Source organism: Enterococcus ureilyticus, from assembly GCF_001730315.1.
GTDB classification, from domain to species: domain Bacteria; phylum Bacillota; class Bacilli; order Lactobacillales; family Enterococcaceae; genus Enterococcus_L; species Enterococcus_L ureilyticus.
In genome coordinates this window covers 61076-81041 of sequence record NZ_MIKC01000001.1, presented here as the reverse complement: position 1 = coordinate 81041, position 19966 = coordinate 61076, and the positions used below count along the sequence as shown (strand labels likewise).

Below are 19966 nucleotides of genomic sequence, written 5' to 3'. Positions count from 1 at the left end.
ATATGATTAATTCCTTGTATGGTAAAAGCATTTTAAATCTGACAGAGTTAACAAAAGAAGAATTTCTAGCAATCATTGAATTAGCTGTAGCGATAAAAACGAATCCAGAGGCTTATCGTGGTGTTTTAGCTGGAAAGATTTTAGCGATGATTTTTGAAAAAAATAGTACACGTACACGGGTCTCTTTTGAAGCAGGAATTATTCAATTAGGTGGACAGGCGATTGTTTTAGACTCTAAAAGCACACAAATGGGGCGCGGTGAACCAATCAAAGATACAGCAAATGTGCTATCTAGTTACGTAGATGCAATCATGATCCGAACCTATTCAGATCAGATGGTCGAAGAATTAGCAAAAGAAGCCTCTATACCAATTATCAATGGCTTGACAGACGATCATCATCCTTGCCAAATTTTGGCGGACTTTCAAACCATTTATGAACAAAAAGGCAAACTTGAGGGCCTTAAATTAGCCTATATTGGTGATGGCAATAACATGGCTCATTCCTTTTTGCTAGGCGGAAGTTTAGTGGGTATGGACATAAGTATTGCAACACCTAAAGGATATGAACCCCGATCTGAATTCGTTGAACAGGCTCAAAAAAATGCAGAAACAAGCGGCAGTAAGATCGAAATTTTAAATGATCCGACTCAAGCTGTAAAGAATGCAGATGTTCTAGTGACTGATGTCTGGGCAAGTATGGGAGATGAAGCCGAGCAGAAAGAACGGGCAGAAATTTTTAAATCATTCCAAGTCAACAATCGATTGACTGTCCAAGCAAAGAAAGATTATCTATTCTTGCATTGCCTTCCAGCTCACCGAGGGGAAGAGGTAACGGCAGATATTATCGATGGAACCCATTCAGCAATTTATCAAGAAGCAGCTAATCGTCTCCATGCACAAAAAGCCTTACTAGTCAAAGTGATGGCCAATCTATAGAAGTTGAAATGACACTGAACGATTTTCGTTAAAGTGTCATTTTATTTTTTTACAGGTATACATAGTCCATTGACTTGTGGTCTGCTGATTGATCAAGGAAAAATCAAATGTAGATAAATATCTTTGGAAATCTGCAGAGTTTTTTAATTTAGGTAAAAAGTAATTGATTTTAGCAGTCTCACAGGCAAAGATGACAACACCATTTGGTTTAAGTACTCGATAAATTTCTCGTAAAGCTCGGTCTAAATCACTCCAGTGGAAATGCGTTTGAAAAGCCGTCACTAAATCAAAAGTTTCAGCGGTAAAAGTAAGATGATGAACATCCATTGATTCAAAGTTAATTTTATTGTCTGGGTATTTTTTGTAAGCTTGCGATATAGCAGCTTCAGAAAGATCAATGCCTGTAATGGATAGGGAATTTTTTCGTTGTAAAAGATAGGCGCTCGAAGCCCCATTGCCGACGCCTATATCCAAAATAGCGGAATAATCATTTAAATTAACGTTGTTTATTGCCCACTCAACTAAAGGCAGATAAACACCATTCCAAAGACGCATCATTAAAATTCCAATCAAACCAGTAGGTTTTTTTGATTGACTTAATAAAAACCAAAACAGAAAAATCAATACTAACATAACGATGACTAGTCCCAAAATAAACATCAAAAAACTCCTTTGTTTTATCTTTTACTCTTTCAAATAGTATACAATAAAAAAACAGCTTTCAGAAAAAAGAATGATCAATATCCATTATAATTACGCCTAAAATCGAATTATCCTCTTACTATTCCGTCAATTCTGTCAAAATTAAAGGAAATCTTTAATATATGGCAGGAAATATTAAGTTTTGTTTGTAGTTTTGCCTTGTTTTTAGTAGAATGGAACTGTATGAATAGAATAAAAGTGAGGTGTAGATAAATGGGTTTTACAGATGAAACTGTACGTTTTGATTTTGATGACAGCCGTAAGAAGGAAGTAAGTGAAACTCTGGCTACTGTATACAAGGCTTTAGAGGAAAAAGGATATAATCCGATCAATCAGATTGTGGGCTATTTACTTTCTGGAGACCCGGCCTACATTCCTCGTTATCAAGACGCTCGAAATTTGATTCGTCGTCACGAACGAGATGAAATCATGGAAGAGCTAGTTAAATATTACTTATCTGATCATGGGATCACTATTCGATGAGAGTAATGGGACTTGATGTAGGGTCAAAAACGGTAGGAATTGCTGTTAGTGATCCCTTTGGCTGGACAGCACAAGGTGTGGAAATCATTCGGATCAATGAAGTTCAGGAAGAATTTGGTTTTGAACGGTTAGCAGAATTAGTGAAAGAATATGAGGTAACGCGCTTTGTGGTGGGTTTACCCAAGAATATGAATAATTCGATCGGCCCAAGAGCGGAAGCATCAATGGCTTACGGCAAAAAAATCGAAGACATGTTTCACATTCCTGTTACGTATCAAGATGAACGTTTGACGACAGTTCAGGCAGAACGCATGTTAGTTGAACAAGCGAACACCTCAAGAGCGAAAAGAAAAAAAGTAATCGATAAAGTAGCAGCTGTCATGATTTTACAAAATTATCTAGATGGTGCTAGCAATAAAATTTAAACGACTTGTTGAAAAACAAGTGTCAGATAAAAGGAGAGCATAACAATGACAGAAGAGCATAACCACGATCACGAAGGGCATGAACACATTACACTAGTTGATGAACAAGGCAACGAAACACTATACGAAATTCTTTTAACCGTTGATGGGCAAGAAGAATTTGGTAAAAATTACGTACTGCTATATCCAGCTGGCGTTCCAGAGGAAGAAGATGTTGAATTACAAGCATATGCTTACATCGAAAACAACGAAGGAACAGAAGGCGAATTACAACAAATCGAAACAGACGCTGAATGGGATATGATTGAAGAAGTTTTCAATACATTCATGGCGGAAGAAGAAGAATAAAGCTAAAAAGTGAGCTGAACCCTTGAGACATAGGGGTTCAGCTTTTTTATTTTACCAACGAATCTAAAGAAAAACAATCCAAATGTAATCCTACATATATTCATAGTTTCCTTTAATCATTTGCTCATATTCATATTTTATTCAGTATATGTTAAACTGAATAAGAAAATATAAAAAAACAGAAGATAGAAATAAATTCTTAAAATCTGATTCAAAGGACTGTGAATCAATAGATTCAATTAAGCAAGGATAGTTACACATGATTTTATTGTAAATATTTATAAATAATATAAAACCTAAAAGTAGATGGTGAAGAAATAAATGCATTCAATTCATGACTATGAAATAGAGAGCTACCGTGTTGATTTCAAAAAGAATACAATAATATTGGATATATCTTATAATCAAGACAAAAAACAGCTCATATTTTATGATGTTTTTTGCTATAGATTTTACGAAGAAATGCCGTATAGTATCTTCTTTGATTTGGAGAAAAGACCAATAGAAAATTTCTTTAGGGAGAATAAGGAATTGCTAATCCAAGGGCAAAGATATGCATGGCCAATAATGTACGATTCATTACAAGAGTTAGAAGTACAGATAAAAAATTCTTCCTTACATTATCATGTACTCACGTCCTCTTATGGATTAAATGGCTGGATTCTAGCTGAACGAGTCGATATTATTACGGCTAAGTAAAGGATGATAAAATCAAAAAAGGCTCTATCCTAATGAGGGATACCCAGATAAAAAAGGAGTTTCACTATGAAAAAAATGATTATCTTATTCAGTACGTTCTTAATAATTACACTGACAGGTTGTTCTTTGGATAAAAAAACGAATCCATCTATCGATTCTTCCAATGATACACGGACTACTTCTGAAAAAGAACAAGTAAGTATTTCCCAAAAGGATTACACGTCACTTGTTGGACTGTGGGCGTGTTTAGATGAAGCAGCAATTGGTGATCAAGTATCTATCAAACAAAACGATGATGGATTAACGATTCAATATGCTGGTGAAGAGGAGACCGTGACAGAATTTATCGAAAAAAAATCAGAAAAAAATAGCAGCTATTTCAGATTTGAAAACAAAAATGATGAAACGGCCTATATGATTGATTTAAAAGCAGACGGAACGATAATCCTTAACCGAGGCACAACTAATGCTGAAATGACAGGGGAAAGTAAACCGATGGCATATAAGAAAGTAAAAGATACTACGGACGAAAAGCCAAAAAACAATAAAGGAGCAGCTAATTTTACTTTACAAGCTATCAAAGAAGAAGTAGAAAAAACTGGGGATTTTGAGATGTTCAAAAAGGATTTAGATTTTGATGATGATGATTTTAAAGTATTAGCAATTCAAGAAAGTGATGGGTATAGTTTTATTAGTGGTCCTGATAACGGAGAACCCGCAGCGGTTGTTAAAGATGAAAGCGGCAATACAATTCGGGAAGACAATCCCTCAACAGATCCTAGAGCAACAACACTTAAAGAGGCAAGGGAATTGATTGAGACATTGAAAAATAACCAAGTAAATCATAATTAAATGGTTGCGTTGTTTTTTCTCTAAAACAAAGAGCTGAAATTCGGTATCGAGTTTCAGCTCTTTTCTGCATAATAATCAAGTCTCGATTTCATTTTTTTCTTTTTGATAATACATGGAAAGAATCAACCCAATTCCAATGAAATTAGCTAAATAAGCAGTTCCGCCTTGGCTGATAAAAGGCAGTGGAATACCAGTTAAGGGCAGCAAACCAATATTAGAGCCAATATTTTCAAGAATATGGAACAAGAAATACATGATCACTCCTGTTGTAATATAAGCATAAAACTCTCGCTTAGCGTGTAACGTACAGATCAGCATTTGATAAATCAAATAGAAGAAAAGTAAAATCAATAAACAAGTTCCAAGAAAGCCGTAAGCTTCTCCAATTACTGTAAAAATCATATCCGATTCCCTAACTGGTACATAAACTTGCAAATTTGTCAGTCCTTTTCCGACTAATTCACCAGAACCGATCGCTGTCAGTCCGCGCGCTTGCTGAAAAGAAATAGAATCAGCGTATTCAAAGGGATTAAGCCAAGCGTGGATTCGATTAAATTGATAAGGTTTAAAATGGAGATAAGAAAGTAGTTTTTGACCTTGTTCAGTTAAAACCAGTAGAATTCCGCTAATCCCAACGATGCTTAGCCCAGCGAATCCAACTGTTAAAATTTTCCAGGAACAGCCAGAAACGACAACCATGCCTAAAAAAATGGAGACAAAGACTAAACTTGTTCCGAAATCTTTTTGATAAAACATTAATGCCAATATTGGTAAACTAACCAGACTCATTGCGCCTAATAAACGGAAATCATCTTTTAGAATAGAGGACGTTTGTGTTTGTTGTCTTTTTTTGGTAATAATGTAGGCTAACATTAAAATATAGCCAAGTTTCATGAATTCTGATGGTTGAAATGAAAAAGGACCTAAACGAATCCAACGCTTGGTACCTGTAGCAGCGGCCATAACGGGATCATGAAATTTTATCAGTAAGCTCATTAAAAGCAAAGAGAGACTGTAAAAGACAGGGGTCAATTTCCATAAATAGTTAATTGGAATAAACATTGTGGCAAACATTGAAAAAATGCCCAATACTGTCCATAAAAGTTGTTTTTTCAATAAAGGAAATATAGAATCCACCGTTGGGTCAGCTTGAAATGCACCGTATTGTGCAATAAACCCAACTAAGATTAGAAGAAAAACAGGTAAAAGTAATGCATAATTTACAGGTTCCCTTTTAGAAGGCAAGGCTCGTTTCATGTTGTCCCTCCTTGTGCTTGGAATGTCTCTCTGATTTCTGTGGCGCGTGCATTTAAAGCTAGTCCGAGTGTCACGCTTAATATCAGCAAACTAGAACCGCCGTAACTAATAAAAGGGAAGGTCAGACCGGTCATTGGAATGTAGCCTAAAAGACTACCGACATTCACAGAAACTTGCAGACAAAGCAGCGTACCGCAGCCAATATAAAGATAAGAATAATAAAGTGTTTTTGACTTTATTGCTAACAAAAATAAACGACCCACAATAAAGAAAACCAAAAATAAAATACCTAAAGAAACAATCAGGCCCAATTCTTCAATACAAATAGCAAAGATAAAATCTGTATCTGCTGCAGGTAAAAAGCCTTTTTTCTGAATACTATTACCTAAACCACGCCCGAAAAATCCGCCGTTGTGTATAGCGTAATAAGCATTTGACGTTTGAAACCCTTTACCTGTAGGATCGATGAAAGGGTTTTGCATCACTTCAAAACGTGTGACGAGATAACTAAACTTTTGCGGCATCCAGTTTTTTGGTATGGCTAATAAAAGAACAGTTCCCAAACGTTTGAGTGCCATAAAACTAATCAAAGCCAATGACATAAATAGTGGGGATAGCCCGCTGGATAAAAATAAGGTTAAAACCAGAATGAAAATCATTGATGCCCCAGCTATATTGGGTTGAATCGCAACAAAACACATAAAGAAAAGCGACACCATAAGGGATCGTTTGTGATTTTTGATTGTGAATGGACGTAAAACATTATCTTTGGCTAAGTTTGCTGCTAGATAAAGAACTAGAATCAACGGGACTAATTCAGAGGGTTGAAATAAAAGGACACCTAAATTGATCCACCGTTTTGCTCCACCTACACTAGTTCCAATCAATGGCAAAGCAGCGATTGAAAGAAAGGTGAGAAAAAGTAACATGAATAATAGTTTAGGTTTGCGCAGTACATTTAAGTGAATCCGATAAACAATACTCATGCAAAGTAAACTAAAAAGGAAATACATGGTTTGCTTGATGGCTTTACTAGCAGTGCCTAACTCACTGTCTAACAAGTGATAAGAGCTAGAACTGTAAACCATTAAAATGCCGATGATACAAAGAATCAGATACGGAAGTAAAATATAAAAATCTAGATACTGTAGTTTGGATGGTCTGCTAAGCCGTTTCATCTTTTTGCTCCATCATTCAAAAAATCGTGAATGGCAAGTTGATTTTGTTCCTCGTCAATTTCCAAGACACTGCCAGCTTCGGTATAATCATTAAACGCCCAGCTACCTGAGACTGGGATGGAAAGGGTCTGTAGATTTTTGACTTTACCAGTTAGAAAATCTTTTGCTAAATCGACAAGGACATCTGCTGGAATGTTTGTATCCAAGTAGCCAACAGCTTCACCAGCAATTTTAGGTAATTGTAAGAACGAAACGGCATTTTTAGACTGCTTTGCTAATGCATCCATCACTTGCTGCTGCCTCCTTACTCGACCAAAATCTCCTTCTTCATCCATTCTAAAACGAGCATACTGTAACAACGTATTGCCATCCATGACTTGGATACCTTTTTTGATATCAACATTGTCTAAATTAATATCTTTTTCTGCGTCAATTTCGATTCCTTTAGGATAAAGCTCATTGATCAAACGGATAAAATTATTAAAGTCGGCTGAAATGTAATAATTGATCGGTAAGCCGAAAGAATCGTTAAGGACTTTTCTAGTTAACTCTGCTCCACCAAACGCATAAGCGGCATTGATTTTCTCTAAACCATATTCTGGGATTTTGACATAAGAATCCCTCATGATCGAAACAAGTTTTGGTTGTTTGGTCTCGCTATTATAATGAGCGACCATAAGCGTATCTGCTCGACCGCCATCTTCATCATCTTCACGACCATCATCACCAATCAGCATAATGGTGATTTCTTTCATATTTGTTTGTTGATCACCGGAAAAATCTTTGTTTTTCGTAGGATTTACTTGAGATTGTGCTGCTTTTTTTCCATTATGGAAGCTGATTACAGTGTAACTGCCGATTGCTGCAAAAAGGAGAACAATACAAAGCAGCGTACAAATTACGATTTTGTTCACTAGTTTCATTTTTTATTCCTCGCTAATCATTTTAATTGATCATCAAATAAAGTGTGCATTAGGAAATCGACTTAGATGTCGGTATAAAAAGATAGTTGTGCTACATATAAAAGGTATTAACAGCTTTATATCAAAAAAACGTTGATATCTCTGCTTATTCACCTCCTGCTAATTAAAAAGCTGAGAAATACCTTATTTATTAAAACAAAAAACCTTCGCTTAACTAACTCAGCGAAGGTGGATTGATTGCAGCACAAATAGAGCTTTTCATCATTCTCATCGTTGAGTTTTAGCACTATGAAACGTAAAAAGCTGAGCTTTTAGCTACTTTGTGAAAAGCCTTAATTCGACAATTCCTGTCCTACCCATGCCTGTCTTTCGACATTTTTGAGCAGTAGCCTGTGTTTTCATAGGAGCCTCACCTAACAAGTTATTCAGATCGCCTTAAATATAGTGAAGATCTTGACTAAAGTCAATAAAGTGAATATTAAATTTTTTATAATAAAACGTTGTGAAATATGCTGACAGGTGTTATTTTATCTCAACTAAAATAGCACTTTAACCATTAAGGGCACGGTTTTCACTTATCTGATAAGGTTCTACTTTTATATGATTTTGATTTGGAAAAGTTTAATGGTCATTTCTTTACATTTTCTTAAACATATACAGACAAAATACACACGTTTGTAAAACAGAAGCAAATAAAATCCCAAATAGACATCGCATCGGGTTAACATTTATTGTAAGATAGAAAGAAGTGAAAGAATGCGTTTACGGCATAATGAAATGGGGAAAAATAAATGGGCTACAAAAAGACTTCTCAAGGAAATTGGATACTGGTCGAGAATGAAAATGGTGCAACTCTGGGTTATTCAACGGCTTCAGGTGTTACTTTGATAGAAGAAGATGGTTTTGCTTTTAAAGATTTAAATAAGAATGGACTTTTAGATCCTTATGAAGATTGGCGCTTGCCGCTTGAGGAGAGAATTGAAGATTTAACTGCAAAATTGACGATCGATCAGATTGCTGGATTAATGTTGTATAGTAGGCATCAAACGGTTTCTAAAAGTCAGAATCATTTTGTGGAAATGTTCTCAGGAACGTATGACGGAAAATCGCTAGATCATTATAGCGGATCTATTGCGAATTTAACGGATCAGCAAAAAGAATTTTTAGAAAAAGATCATATTCGTCATGTCTTATTAACACTGGTGGATGCTCCTCAAATTGCTGCTGAGTGGTCGAATAATTTACAAGCAATGGCTGAAAGTTTAGATTTGGGTATTCCAGTAAACGTCAGCTCAGATCCAAGACATAGCACTAGTGCTGATACAGAATTTAATGCAGGTGCTGGTGGGGATATTTCAAAATGGCCAGAGCAATTGGGCTTAGCTGCAACATTCGATCCTGGCTTGGTAAAGCAATTTGGTGAAGTCGCAAGTCAAGAATACAGGGCACTTGGCATCACAACTGCCTTATCTCCGCAAATTGATTTAGCGACAGAGCCACGCTGGATGCGTTTTTCTGGAACATTTGGAGAAGGGGTCAAATTAGTCACCGATTTGGCTAAAGCTTATTGTGATGGTTTTCAAACAACTGAATATGAAACGGATGGCTGGGGCAGTGAAAGCGTCAATGCAATGGTCAAGCACTGGCCTGGTGGCGGAAGCGGTGAAGCTGGTCGTGATGGTCATTATGGTTATGGTAAATATGCAGTTTATCCTGGTAATAATTTTAGTGAACATTTAAAACCATTTCTTCATGGTGCATTTGATCTAGAAGCAGGAACCAAAAAAGCTTCTGCTGTGATGCCTTATTACACAATTTCTTATGATCAAGATCAAAAAAATCACGAAGATGTCGGAAATGGATTTAGTGAATATATCATCAATGATTTATTGCGTAAAAAGTATGCGTATGACGAAGTTGTTTGTACAGATTGGTCGATTACAGCAGACGCGGTCAAATTAGATCAATTTATTGATGGAAAAAGCTGGGGCGTAGAAAGCTTAACGGTGGAAGAACGTCATTATAAAGCATTGGCAGCAGGTGTTGATCAGTTCGGTGGAAATAATGAGATAGCGCCGGTTTTGGCTGCTTATGAATTAGGTATCGCTGAACATAGCGAGCAAGTGATGAAAGAAAGATTTCGTATCTCAGCTCGTCGAATATTGAAAAATATTTTTCAAACAGGTCTATTTGAAAATCCCTATTTGATACCGAAGCGATCAGAAGAAATAGTAGGTAATCCTGAATTTATGGAACGTGGCTACAAGGCACAGCAAAAATCTTTAGTTTTACTAAAAAATAAACATCACTTGTTGCCGTTAAAAAAACAAACAAAAGTGTATATTCCTAAACAAAAAATTGGTGAATCCTCAGATTGGTTTGGTAATGTTCAGCCTGCTTGTGAAAAAGAACCGGTTAATCCTGCTATCGTAGAAAAGTATTTTCAAGTTGTAGAATCTCCAGATAGAGCGGATGTTGTGCTTGTTTTTTTAGACTCACCGAAAACAGTTGGTTATGCTAGTGATGCTGAGGGAAATGGCTATTTGCCGATTAGCTTACAATATTTACCTTATACTGCTAAATACGCTCGGAAAGAAAGTTTGGCTGGTGAAGACCGTTCCTATTTTGATAAAAGCAATATAGCAGCTAACAATCAAGATATTGAAACGATTATGACAATAAGAAAAGATTTTCCAGACTTACCGATTGTCGTTTCTCTCATGATGAAAAATCCCACAATAGTGAAAGAATTCGAGCAGCTTGTGGATGGAATTATCGCAGATTTTGGTGTCCAAACACAAGCGATATTGAGTGTTTTGAGTGGTGAGGCTACGCCTTCCGGATTATTGCCGTTTCAGATGCCTAAAAATATGGAAACGGTTGAACAACAACAAGAAGATGTTCCATTTGACATGATTTGCTACAAAGATGAACTAGGTCATGTATATGATTTTGGTTACGGCATGGATTTTGAGCATCAAATTAAAGACAAGCGCTTGAATTATCGAAACTAAAATGGTTGAGAGGTTGCTTTTGCTCACACCGTTTATTCGCATTCTAGGTGACTGAGGTGTAACTCGCAGAGTTATGTCTCAGTCACTTTTCCTTTTTGCCAAACAAATCGTTAAACAAAAAGAAGCTTCCATGCTATAATCATAAAAAATGATACAGGTTTTAAAACTGTATTATAAAATTTTGTATTTAGTGATGTTATTCAATGAAAAATTCTTTCTTAAGGTTATTTATATGTAATGAAACACTATTGAATAGGGAGTGTAACACGTGGCGGATAAAAGCAGAAATGGTGCTGAAGTGATTGTAGAAAGTTTAAAAAATCATCAAGTTGATTATGTCTTTGGGATTCCAGGAGCAAAGATCGACGGCTTGTTTAATGCATTAGTTGACGACGGCCCAGAATTAATCGTAACGCGGCACGAGCAAAATGCGGCATTTATGGCGGCAGCGGTTGGACGCTTGACCGGACATCCTGGCGTAGTAGTTGCAACAAGTGGTCCAGGTGCCAGTAATCTTGCAACAGGTTTAGTCACAGCAACAGCAGAAGGTGATCCTGTATTGGCGATTGGCGGTCAAGTGAAACGACGTGACTTGTTAAAATTAACGCATCAAAGTATGAACAACGCTGCCTTATTTGAGCCAATTACGAAATATAGTGCAGAAATTCAAGATCCAGAAACTATTTCTGAAGTGTTAGCAAATGCTTATCGGTTGGCGAAATCGTCAAAAAGGGGAGCCAGTTTTATCAGTATTCCTCAAGATGTAGTGGATAGTTCAGTTGAATCAGCTAGTATCAAGCCGCTAAGTGATCCAAAAATCGGATCAGCTTCACCTGAAGACATTCAGTATCTGTCTGAATTAATTCAAGGAGCTGAGTTACCTGTTTTATTAGTTGGCATGAGAGCATCAACTGCAAAAGAAGCAAAAGCAATTCGTGACATTGTTACCAAAACCAAAATTCCAGTGGTGGAAACATTCCAAGCAGCAGGTGTGATTTCTAGACAATTAGAAGATCATTTCTTTGGACGAATCGGCTTGTTCCGTAATCAACCTGGCGATATGCTATTAAAACGTAGTGATTTAGTCATTGCGGTTGGGTACGATCCGATTGAGTATGAGGCTAGAAATTGGAACGCAGAAGGGGAATCTAAAATTATAGTAATTGATGATACACCAGCTGAAATCGATCAATATTTCCAACCAGAAAGAGAATTGATTGGCGATATTGCACAGACATTAACGGTTCTTTTACCAAATATCGAGGCTAAAACGTTGTCAAAGAAAACAAGAGACTATTTGAATGTCTTACATGAGAAATTAGTTAAACGAGATGATATCAAAGAACGAGCGACGAATGGCTTGATTCATCCTTTGGAGGTTATTGAAACGTTACAAACTATTGTGACGGACGAGATGACGGTTACGGTGGATGTAGGCAGTCATTATATTTGGATGGCTCGTCATTTTAGAAGCTATGAACCGAGACATTTACTTTTTAGTAATGGTATGCAAACACTAGGTGTGGCACTTCCATGGGCGATTTCTGCTGCGTTAGTTCGTCCGAATACACAAATCATCTCTGTGTCAGGAGACGGGGGTTTCTTATTTTCTGCCCAAGATCTTGAAACAGCAGTTCGTAAAAAATTGAAAATCATCCATTTGATTTGGAATGATGGGCGCTATAATATGGTTGAATTTCAAGAACAGCTAAAATACCATCGGATTTCGGGTGTAGACTTTGGACCAGTCGATTTTGTGAAATACGCTGAAGCTTTTGGTGCAAAAGGCATAAGAGCAGAAAATAGTGATGAACTAAGAGAGGCAATTTTAACTGGTATCAAAACAGAAGGTCCAGTCGTGATCGATATTCCAATTGATTACCAAGACAACGAAAAACTTGGTGAAACGATTTTGCCGGATCAGTTTTATTAGAAAGGTGATAGCAATGACAAAAGAAGCAATTTTATACCAGCATGGGACGCTAGGGGCATTAATGGCTGGTTTAATGGATGGTACGGAAACAATTGCTAATATTTTGGAAAAAGGTGATTTTGGGATTGGCACTTTAGCTGGCCTAGATGGAGAACTGATTATTCTAGATGGAAAAGCGTATCAAGGGAGAGAAGATGGTGCTTTGATCGCCATTAATGAAGAACAAAAGACCCCTTATGCAGCAGTAACGAACTTTAAGCCGACAATCAAGTTTCCCATTGAGCACTCTGCAAATAACCTGCAAATCAATACGTTGATTCGTGAACAATTAAAGAGTGAAAATCTTTTTCACGCAATCAAAATTCATGGGAAATTTAAAGAAGTACGTATACGAGCAATGCCTAAGCAAGAAAAACCATATAAACGATTAGTTGAAGTGTCTAAAGAACAACCTGAGTTTGTTAAAAGAGATGTTTCTGGTACGATCATTGGCTTCTTTACTCCTGAATTGTTTCAAGGCGTTGCGGCAGCGGATTTTCATTTGCACTTTATTGACGATGAGGAGACGTTTGGTGGTCATTTGATGGATTTTGAATTGGAATCTGGAACAATTGAAATCGAACCAATGGATTCTTTATTGCAGCATTTTCCCAAAAATGATGAGACATTTATTCATACTGAAATCGATTATGCTGATTTGGATAAGGAAATTCAAGAAGCAGAGTAAAACTTGCCTAAGACAGTTGGTCAAACCGTCTTAGGCAAGTTTTATTTGGCAGCGATTTTTTTCGCTTTTTCAGTATTCGCAAAATGAAGTTTGGCATATTTACTTAGTAATTCGATTCCGCCTTTGGCTAATATGGCAGCTGCAACTTTATCCGAAGTGGCGCCAGCTCCAGAAGGAACGTTCATTCCTAATTCTTTTGATTCTTTGTCTAGTTCTTCTAAGAAGGCTGCTCGGCTAATAATCGACGCAGCTGCAACTGCGACATGGTATTGTTCGCCTTTGGTAATAAAGTACAGCTTTTCAGTGACCTGATTTTGTTCACTGCGGACATACTTTTTATAATTGGTTTCTGGTGTAAATTGATCGATCAAGATGGCTTCTGGTTTTATAGGGGCAATGTCTTTCAATAATAAATAAATAGCCTGATTATGAAGAGCGACTTTCATATGGACTGCATTGTATTTAGGCTGGATTTGATTATATTTTTCTGGTTCAACAATTAGCAATCTGTGTGGGATCAGCTCTTTAATAACTGCAGAAAGCTTTACGATCTGTGGGTCAGTCAACTCTTTTGAATCTCTAACACCAAGTGCTTTTAACTTTGTAACCATTGTTTTATCTACATAAGCAGCACAGACTGTGACAGGTCCAAAATAACTACCGTTACCAACTTCGTCGCTACCTAAGACAGAAAGCTGACTAAAGTTGGCAGGCAATATCGTTGTCTTTTTTGAAGAGGCGTTATGCGCTTTTTTACCGGGCACAGCGTTTCCCCATCTAGCGGCAGCTTTTTCAGCATCAGGTCCTTGAAAAACGATTTTACCTGAGGTGTAGGCGGTAATAGTGGTGCTTCCGACTTTTGCTACAAAATCAGTATAAGGAACAGTTTTATTTAGTAGATTATTTTTATAAAAGGCGTGCATTTTTTTTATCGTATCTTTCGTAACTTTAATTACCTGTGTTTGTGACATGGAGGTACTCCTTTCAAATCTTCCTATTCATAGTAAAACAAAAAAATAGAAAAGTGAAGTAAGATTCTTTGATAATTTGAAAAAGTAAATGAAGAGAAAAGCCAGTTTAATAACCTAGATTTGAGTTTTCAGTCAATCTATGATAGAATACATTATAAGTAATGATACTAGTTTGAGTGAGCGGATTTCTGCTCACTCTTTTTAATGGAGTAACATAAAAAAATAGTTGTTGAAACGTTGATTTAGTTCACTTTTCAATATTCAGTTATGTGAATCAGCCCTTTTCAATCAGAGTAATAGAGCACTCGACAAAGAAATGTCGAAAGTCAAAATACCTGTTTTTTATTAGAGCTGCAATATATACTCCGCTTTTCTATTGTCTAGTTGTATGAAGCCGTTTTTAAGCAACACCTCGGCACGATTCATTCTTCTTTTCTAAAAACTAGTACGTTACATAAATCTCGAAGGAGGCGAAAATTTTGAGTAGTGTTGTGGAAACTGTTACCGAGTTAGTCACACCAATCTTAGAAAAACAAAATTTTGAACTTGTAGAAGTAGAGTTTGTCAAGGAAGGAAGAGACTGGTTTCTCCGTGTCTTTATTGATAAAGAAGGCGGTATTGATATCTTAGACTGCGCGCTTGTCAGTGAACAGCTAGATGAAAAGCTTGATGCTATGGATCCTGATCCGATTCCTCAAGCATATTTTCTGGAAGTGTCCTCTCCGGGAGCTGAACGTCCCTTGAAGAAGGAAAGCGACTATGAACAAGCAGTTGGAGAATACATTCATGTTTCACTGTATCAAACAATTGAAGGTGAAAAACAATTTGAAGGTGTCTTAAAATCACTTGATAAAGACCAATTGACCTTGACAGTCAAAATTAAAACAAGAGTCAAAGATTATACATTTGAACGAAAAAACATTGCAAAAGCTCGTTTGGCAATTCAGTTTTAATCAGTAAAAATAGAAAGCAGAACGTTCCAGTTGTTGCTTATCACAGGATGCAAGGATCGATCTATAAACAGTTGATCCGCTCCGTTGACCTTTCATTTAGACAGTAGGAGGAAATGATAAAAAATGAGCAAAGAAATGTTGAATGCATTGGATGCATTAGAAGCTGAAAAAGGTATTTCTAAAGAGATTGTGATTGACGCATTGGAAGCAGCCTTAGTTTCCGCATATAAAAGACATTACGGGCAAGCCCAAAATGTTGAAGTCGAGTTCGACAATAAAAAAGGCAACATCCATGTCTATGCCGTAAAAGAAGTGACCGAAGAAGTCTTTGATTCACAACTAGAAGTGTCATTAAAAGAAGCCATGGAAGTAAACAAAGCGTATGAAATGGGTGACAAAATTCGGTTTGAAGTAACACCCAAAGATTTTGGCCGCATTGCAGCGCAAACAGCAAAACAAGTTATTTTACAACGCGTTCGTGAAGCAGAAAGAAACATTATCTACAACGAATTCAGTGCATATGAAAATGACATTATGCAAGGAATCGTCGAAAGACAAGACCGTCGTTATATTTATGTAAACTTAGGCAAGATCGAAGCAGTGTTATCTAAACAAGATCAAATGCCAAATGAATTTTATCAACCACATGATCGTATCAAAGTGTACGTTTCAAAAGTTGAAAATACCTCAAAAGGTCCGCAAGTTTTCGTTAGCCGTAGTCATCCTGATTTATTGAAGCGATTATTTGAACAAGAAATCCCAGAAGTGTATGATGGAATAGTAGAGATCGTCAGTATTGCTCGTGAAGCGGGTGACCGTTCTAAAGTTTCTGTCCGTTCAACTGATTCCAATATTGACCCTGTTGGAACGTGTGTAGGACCAAAAGGACAACGTGTTCAAGCTATCGTGAACGAATTAAAAGGGGAGAATATGGATATCGTTGAATGGAGTGAAGACCCAGCTGTTTTCATCAGCAACGCACTGAATCCGGCCCAAGTAGTCGATGTTATCTTTGATCCAAACAACAGCAAAGCTTGTACAGTTGTGGTTCCTGACTATCAGTTATCACTTGCTATCGGTAAAAGAGGTCAAAATGCACGTCTAGCAGCAAAATTAACTGGCTTTAAGATCGATATCAAACCTGAATCTGAAATGGAAACTTATTATGCTGAACAAGCAGAAAATCAAGCAACCGTTGAAGAAGATGCATTTGACGAGGCAATCGTGGCATCTGACATGACTGCAGATGATTATGAAAATGTGGCATTTGAAGAAGAAACAGTAGAAGACGAAGAACAAGTTTAACGATTTGGAGGGAATGAAATGAAAAAAAGAAAAGTCCCGATGCGTAAATCTGTTGTTTCAGGTGAAATGAAACCGAAAAAAGAATTAGTTCGAATCACACGCTCTAAAGAAGGTGAAGTTGCAATCGATCCCACAGGTAAAATGCCGGGTCGAGGTGCTTATGTTTCACTTGAACCTAAAGAAGTCCAAGCTGCATGGGACAAACGAATTTTAGATCGTGTGTTGGAGACAACATTAACGGATGTTTTTTACCAAGAATTATTAGACTATGTTGAACACCAAAAAGCACGTAAAGAGCTGTTTGGCAATGAATAAAGAAAAAATATTAAATTTATTAGGTTTGGCTATGAGAGCTGGAAAACTAGTGACCGGTGAAGAATTGACAATCGGTGATATCCGTAGTAATAAAGCAAAATTTGTTTTTGTTGCCTCAGATGCTAGTGAAAATACAAGAAAGAAAATTAAGGATAAATGTTCTTATTACAATGTTCCATACAATGAGTCGCTTTTACATGCAGAATTAAGTCACGCAATCGGTAGAACGCGTATGGTGATCGGCATCAATGATCAAGGCTTTGCGACCAAGTTCAAGGAACTAATCAAAGGTTAGGAAGGTGATTGCATGGGGAAAAAAAGAATTTATGAATTAGCAAAAGAAATCAATCAATCGAGTAAAGATGTTGTTGAAAAAGCACATGCTTTAGGTATGGATGTGAAAAATCACATGGGCGCAATTTCTTCTGAGGACGAATCAAAACTTCGCAACTCATTTGGAGGAAACAAGCCTGCACCAACACAACAAAAAACAGCAGCAAAACCACAAGCAGCACAAAGTGGTCAAGGACAAACAAAACCAGCAAATCCAAAACCAGCTAACCAAAATGGAAATAGACCAAACCAAACTCAACAAAGACCGCAACATCAAAACGGACAACAAAATCGTTCGCAGCAAAACAATCAAAACCGTCCAGCGCAACAAGGACAACAAAACAATCAAAACCGTAACAACCAAAATCGTAACATGCAAGGAAGCAGCCAAAATATGACTCAAAACCGTTCAAACCAAGGACAACAAAATCGTCCGCAGCAAAACAATCAAAACCGTCCAGCTCAAACAGGACAACAAAATAATCAAAACCGTAACAATAATCAAAATCGTCCAGCGCAAAGCAATACGCAAAATACGAACCAAAATCGTCCAAACCAAAGTACAACTCAAAATCGTCCTGCACAAACAGGACAACAAAACCGTCCGCAACAAGGACAAGGCAACACTAATGCACAAGGAAATCAAAACCGTAATAATACAAACTCTGGAAACCGCAACAATAGTTTTGGCGGAGGAGGCGGTGGTCAAAATCGTAACCGTAACGGCTACAATAACCAAAACCGCAACAGATTCAATAAAAAAGGCAAAAAAGGGAAATACCAAGAATCAACAAAACCAGCAGTTCCTGCTCGTAAATTCCGTGAATTGCCAGATGTATTAGAATATACAGAAGGAATGAACGTAGCTGATATCGCAAAGAAAATTCACCGCGAGCCAGCTGAAATTATCAAAAAGTTATTTATGATGGGCGTTATGGTCAACCAAAACCAATCACTAGATAAAGAAACAATTGAACTATTAGCCGTAGATTATGGCATGGAACCACAAGAAAAAGTTCAAGTTGATGTCGCTGATATCGACAAATTCTTCGAGCCAGAAGCGTTAGTTGAAGAAAATCTTGTAACACGTCCACCCGTTGTAACCATCATGGGTCACGTTGACCATGGTAAAACAACATTGCTTGATACATTACGTAATTCACGTGTAACCTCAGGCGAAGCAGGTGGGATCACGCAACATATTGGTGCCTACCAAATCGATATCGACGGTAAACCAATTACATTCCTAGATACACCAGGACATGCTGCGTTTACAAGTATGCGTGCTCGTGGAGCTGGTATCACAGATATTACGATTTTAGTCGTTGCAGCAGATGATGGTGTTATGCCACAAACTGTCGAAGCGATCAACCATGCGAAAGCGGCAGAAGTGCCAATTATTGTGGCAGTCAATAAAGTGGATAAACCAGGTGCTAACCCTGATCACGTAAAACAAGAATTAAGTGAACACGGCTTGATTCCAGAAGAATGGGGCGGAGATACGATCTTCGTAAACATTTCAGCTAAATTCAATCAAAATATTGACGAGTTACTAGAAAATATTCTATTAATTGCTGAAGTAGAAGACTTGAAAGCTGATCCAACCCAACGTGCGATTGGTACAGTAATCGAAGCTCGTTTGGATAAAGGAAAAGGACCTGTTGCGACATTACTTGTTCAGCAAGGTTCATTACGCGTTGGTGATCCGATTGTTGTCGGAAATACATTCGGACGTGTCCGTGTGATGACTAATGATATCGGCCGTCGTGATAAAGCAGTAGGACCTGCAACACCAGTCGAAATCACTGGTTTGAATGATGTGCCGCAAGCAGGCGATCGTTTCGTAGTCTTTGAAGATGAAAAAACAGCTCGTCAAGCAGGTGAAGAACGTGGCAAACGTGCACAACTTGAACAACGTTCATCAAATAATCGTGTAACATTAGATAACTTGTTTGAAAGTCTAAAAGAAGGCGAATTGAAAGACGTTAACGTGATTATCAAAGCAGATGTACAAGGGACGGCTGAAGCTCTTGCAGCAAGCTTACAAAAAATCGAAGTTGCTGGTGTTCGTGTGAAAATCGTTCACTCGGCTGTTGGTGCAATCAATGAAAGTGACGTGACACTTGCTGCAGCAAGTAATGCGATCATCATTGGCTTTAACGTTCGCCCAACACCACAAGCAAAACAACAATCAGATCAAGAAGAAGTAGATATCCGTTTACACCGTATCATCTACAAAGCAATTGAAGAAATCGAAACAGCAATGAAAGGGATGCTAGATCCAGAATTTGAAGAAAAAATTACGGGTCAAATGACGGTTCGTGAACTTTACAAAGTATCTAAAGTTGGAACGATTGCTGGTTGTTATGTCACAGAAGGTTCTATCCGTCGTGATAGTGGTGTTCGTGTGATTCGTGACGGAATCGTTATCTTTGAAGGCAAACTTTCTAGCTTGAAACGCTTCAAAGATGATGCCAAAGAAGTGAAACTTGGCTTTGAATGTGGTGCGATGGTTGAAAACTTCAATGATCTTAAAGTTGACGATGTAATTGAAGGCTTTGTTATGGAAGAAATCAAACAATAACACCAAATAAAGTAAGAAAGAAGGAG

At 37.3% G+C, this 19966-nt stretch carries 19 protein-coding genes and 1 riboswitch; of the genes, 14 read left to right on the top strand and 5 right to left on the bottom strand.

From position 1 onward, the window contains the following. The first annotated feature begins 2 nt into the window (after window positions 1-2). Window positions 3-938 (top strand): ornithine carbamoyltransferase, encoded by a 936-nt coding sequence (argF, locus tag BCR24_RS00380; protein ID WP_069638582.1) that lies wholly within the window; start codon window positions 3-5, stop codon window positions 936-938. A gap of 36 nt (window positions 939-974) precedes the next feature. Here argF and BCR24_RS00375 read toward each other — a convergent pair whose 3' ends face one another. Then, on the bottom strand, window positions 975-1598 hold the full coding sequence (locus BCR24_RS00375) for a class I SAM-dependent methyltransferase (protein ID WP_069638581.1): 624 nt from the start codon (window positions 1596-1598) through the stop codon (window positions 975-977). Between the two features lie 255 nt (window positions 1599-1853). On the opposite strand from BCR24_RS00375, the gene BCR24_RS00370 reads away from it, so the two are divergent. From BCR24_RS00370 to BCR24_RS00350, 5 genes are all read left to right on the top strand, one after another. Continuing rightward, window positions 1854-2123: an IreB family regulatory phosphoprotein gene (locus BCR24_RS00370; RefSeq protein WP_010760982.1), complete on the top strand. Its 270-nt coding sequence runs from the start codon at window positions 1854-1856 to the stop codon at window positions 2121-2123. Next, complete coding sequence (gene ruvX, locus BCR24_RS00365; RefSeq protein WP_069638580.1) at window positions 2120-2548, top strand: Holliday junction resolvase RuvX; 429 nt, start codon at window positions 2120-2122, stop codon at window positions 2546-2548. Before BCR24_RS00370 ends, ruvX begins: the two co-directional genes overlap by 4 nt. Window positions 2549-2593: 45 nt before the next feature. Continuing rightward, window positions 2594-2896, top strand: a complete 303-nt coding sequence (locus tag BCR24_RS00360; RefSeq protein ID WP_069638579.1) for a DUF1292 domain-containing protein — start codon at window positions 2594-2596, stop codon at window positions 2894-2896. Between the two features lie 531 nt (window positions 2897-3427). Further along, the gene (locus BCR24_RS16785; protein WP_157804618.1) at window positions 3428-3595 is read left to right on the top strand and encodes a hypothetical protein; all 168 of its coding nucleotides are present in this window, start codon (window positions 3428-3430) and stop codon (window positions 3593-3595) included. 66 nt (window positions 3596-3661) lie between these two features. Next, complete coding sequence (locus tag BCR24_RS00350; protein WP_069638577.1) at window positions 3662-4447, top strand: hypothetical protein; 786 nt, start codon at window positions 3662-3664, stop codon at window positions 4445-4447. Between the two features lie 75 nt (window positions 4448-4522). On the opposite strand, the gene BCR24_RS00345 is transcribed toward BCR24_RS00350, so the two are convergent. Genes BCR24_RS00345 through BCR24_RS00335 form a run of 3 tightly spaced genes read right to left on the bottom strand, consistent with a single transcriptional unit; the run spans window position 4523 to window position 7805 of the window. Next, window positions 4523-5704 carry an FtsW/RodA/SpoVE family cell cycle protein gene (locus tag BCR24_RS00345; protein WP_069638576.1) on the bottom strand — a complete coding sequence of 394 codons (1182 nt, stop codon included), beginning with the start codon at window positions 5702-5704 and terminating at the stop codon, window positions 4523-4525. Further along, window positions 5701-6882: an FtsW/RodA/SpoVE family cell cycle protein gene (locus tag BCR24_RS00340; RefSeq protein ID WP_069638575.1), complete on the bottom strand. Its 1182-nt coding sequence runs from the start codon at window positions 6880-6882 to the stop codon at window positions 5701-5703. The genes BCR24_RS00345 and BCR24_RS00340 overlap by 4 nt, the downstream gene beginning before the upstream one ends. Then, window positions 6879-7805, bottom strand: coding sequence for an LCP family protein (locus BCR24_RS00335; protein ID WP_069638574.1), 927 nt, complete (start codon window positions 7803-7805; stop codon window positions 6879-6881). The genes BCR24_RS00340 and BCR24_RS00335 overlap by 4 nt, the downstream gene beginning before the upstream one ends. Window positions 7806-8063: 258 nt before the next feature. Continuing rightward, window positions 8064-8233: riboswitch (M-box (ykoK) riboswitch) on the bottom strand. Between the two features lie 363 nt (window positions 8234-8596). On the opposite strand from BCR24_RS00335, the gene BCR24_RS00330 reads away from it, so the two are divergent. The 3 genes from BCR24_RS00330 to budA all read left to right on the top strand — a co-directional run bounded on the left by BCR24_RS00330 (window position 8597) and on the right by budA (window position 13479). Then, the gene (locus BCR24_RS00330; RefSeq protein ID WP_069638573.1) at window positions 8597-10819 is read left to right on the top strand and encodes a glycoside hydrolase family 3 protein; all 2223 of its coding nucleotides are present in this window, start codon (window positions 8597-8599) and stop codon (window positions 10817-10819) included. Between the two features lie 268 nt (window positions 10820-11087). After that, entirely contained in the window at window positions 11088-12752 is a 1665-nt protein-coding gene (gene alsS / locus BCR24_RS00325) for an acetolactate synthase AlsS (protein WP_069638572.1), read from the top strand. 13 nt (window positions 12753-12765) lie between these two features. Beyond that, window positions 12766-13479, top strand: a complete 714-nt coding sequence (budA, locus tag BCR24_RS00320) for an acetolactate decarboxylase (RefSeq protein WP_069638571.1) — start codon at window positions 12766-12768, stop codon at window positions 13477-13479. 41 nt (window positions 13480-13520) lie between these two features. Here budA and rnhC read toward each other — a convergent pair whose 3' ends face one another. Then, window positions 13521-14450 carry a ribonuclease HIII gene (gene rnhC / locus BCR24_RS00315; RefSeq protein WP_069638570.1) on the bottom strand — a complete coding sequence of 310 codons (930 nt, stop codon included), beginning with the start codon at window positions 14448-14450 and terminating at the stop codon, window positions 13521-13523. A gap of 479 nt (window positions 14451-14929) precedes the next feature. Here rnhC and rimP point away from each other — a divergent pair, with 479 nt between their 5' ends. The 5 genes from rimP to infB all read left to right on the top strand — a co-directional run bounded on the left by rimP (window position 14930) and on the right by infB (window position 19940). Further along, on the top strand, window positions 14930-15403 hold the full coding sequence (gene rimP, locus BCR24_RS00310) for a ribosome maturation factor RimP (RefSeq protein WP_069638569.1): 474 nt from the start codon (window positions 14930-14932) through the stop codon (window positions 15401-15403). A 123-nt stretch (window positions 15404-15526) separates the two neighbouring features. Beyond that, window positions 15527-16708: a transcription termination factor NusA gene (nusA, locus tag BCR24_RS00305; RefSeq protein ID WP_069638568.1), complete on the top strand. Its 1182-nt coding sequence runs from the start codon at window positions 15527-15529 to the stop codon at window positions 16706-16708. A gap of 18 nt (window positions 16709-16726) precedes the next feature. Then, the gene (gene rnpM / locus BCR24_RS00300) at window positions 16727-17023 is read left to right on the top strand and encodes an RNase P modulator RnpM (protein ID WP_069638567.1); all 297 of its coding nucleotides are present in this window, start codon (window positions 16727-16729) and stop codon (window positions 17021-17023) included. Further along, on the top strand, window positions 17016-17318 hold the full coding sequence (locus BCR24_RS00295; protein ID WP_069638566.1) for a YlxQ-related RNA-binding protein: 303 nt from the start codon (window positions 17016-17018) through the stop codon (window positions 17316-17318). The genes rnpM and BCR24_RS00295 overlap by 8 nt, the downstream gene beginning before the upstream one ends. Window positions 17319-17330: 12 nt before the next feature. Further along, complete coding sequence (infB, locus tag BCR24_RS00290; protein WP_069638565.1) at window positions 17331-19940, top strand: translation initiation factor IF-2; 2610 nt, start codon at window positions 17331-17333, stop codon at window positions 19938-19940. The last annotated feature ends 26 nt before the right edge of the window (window positions 19941-19966 follow it).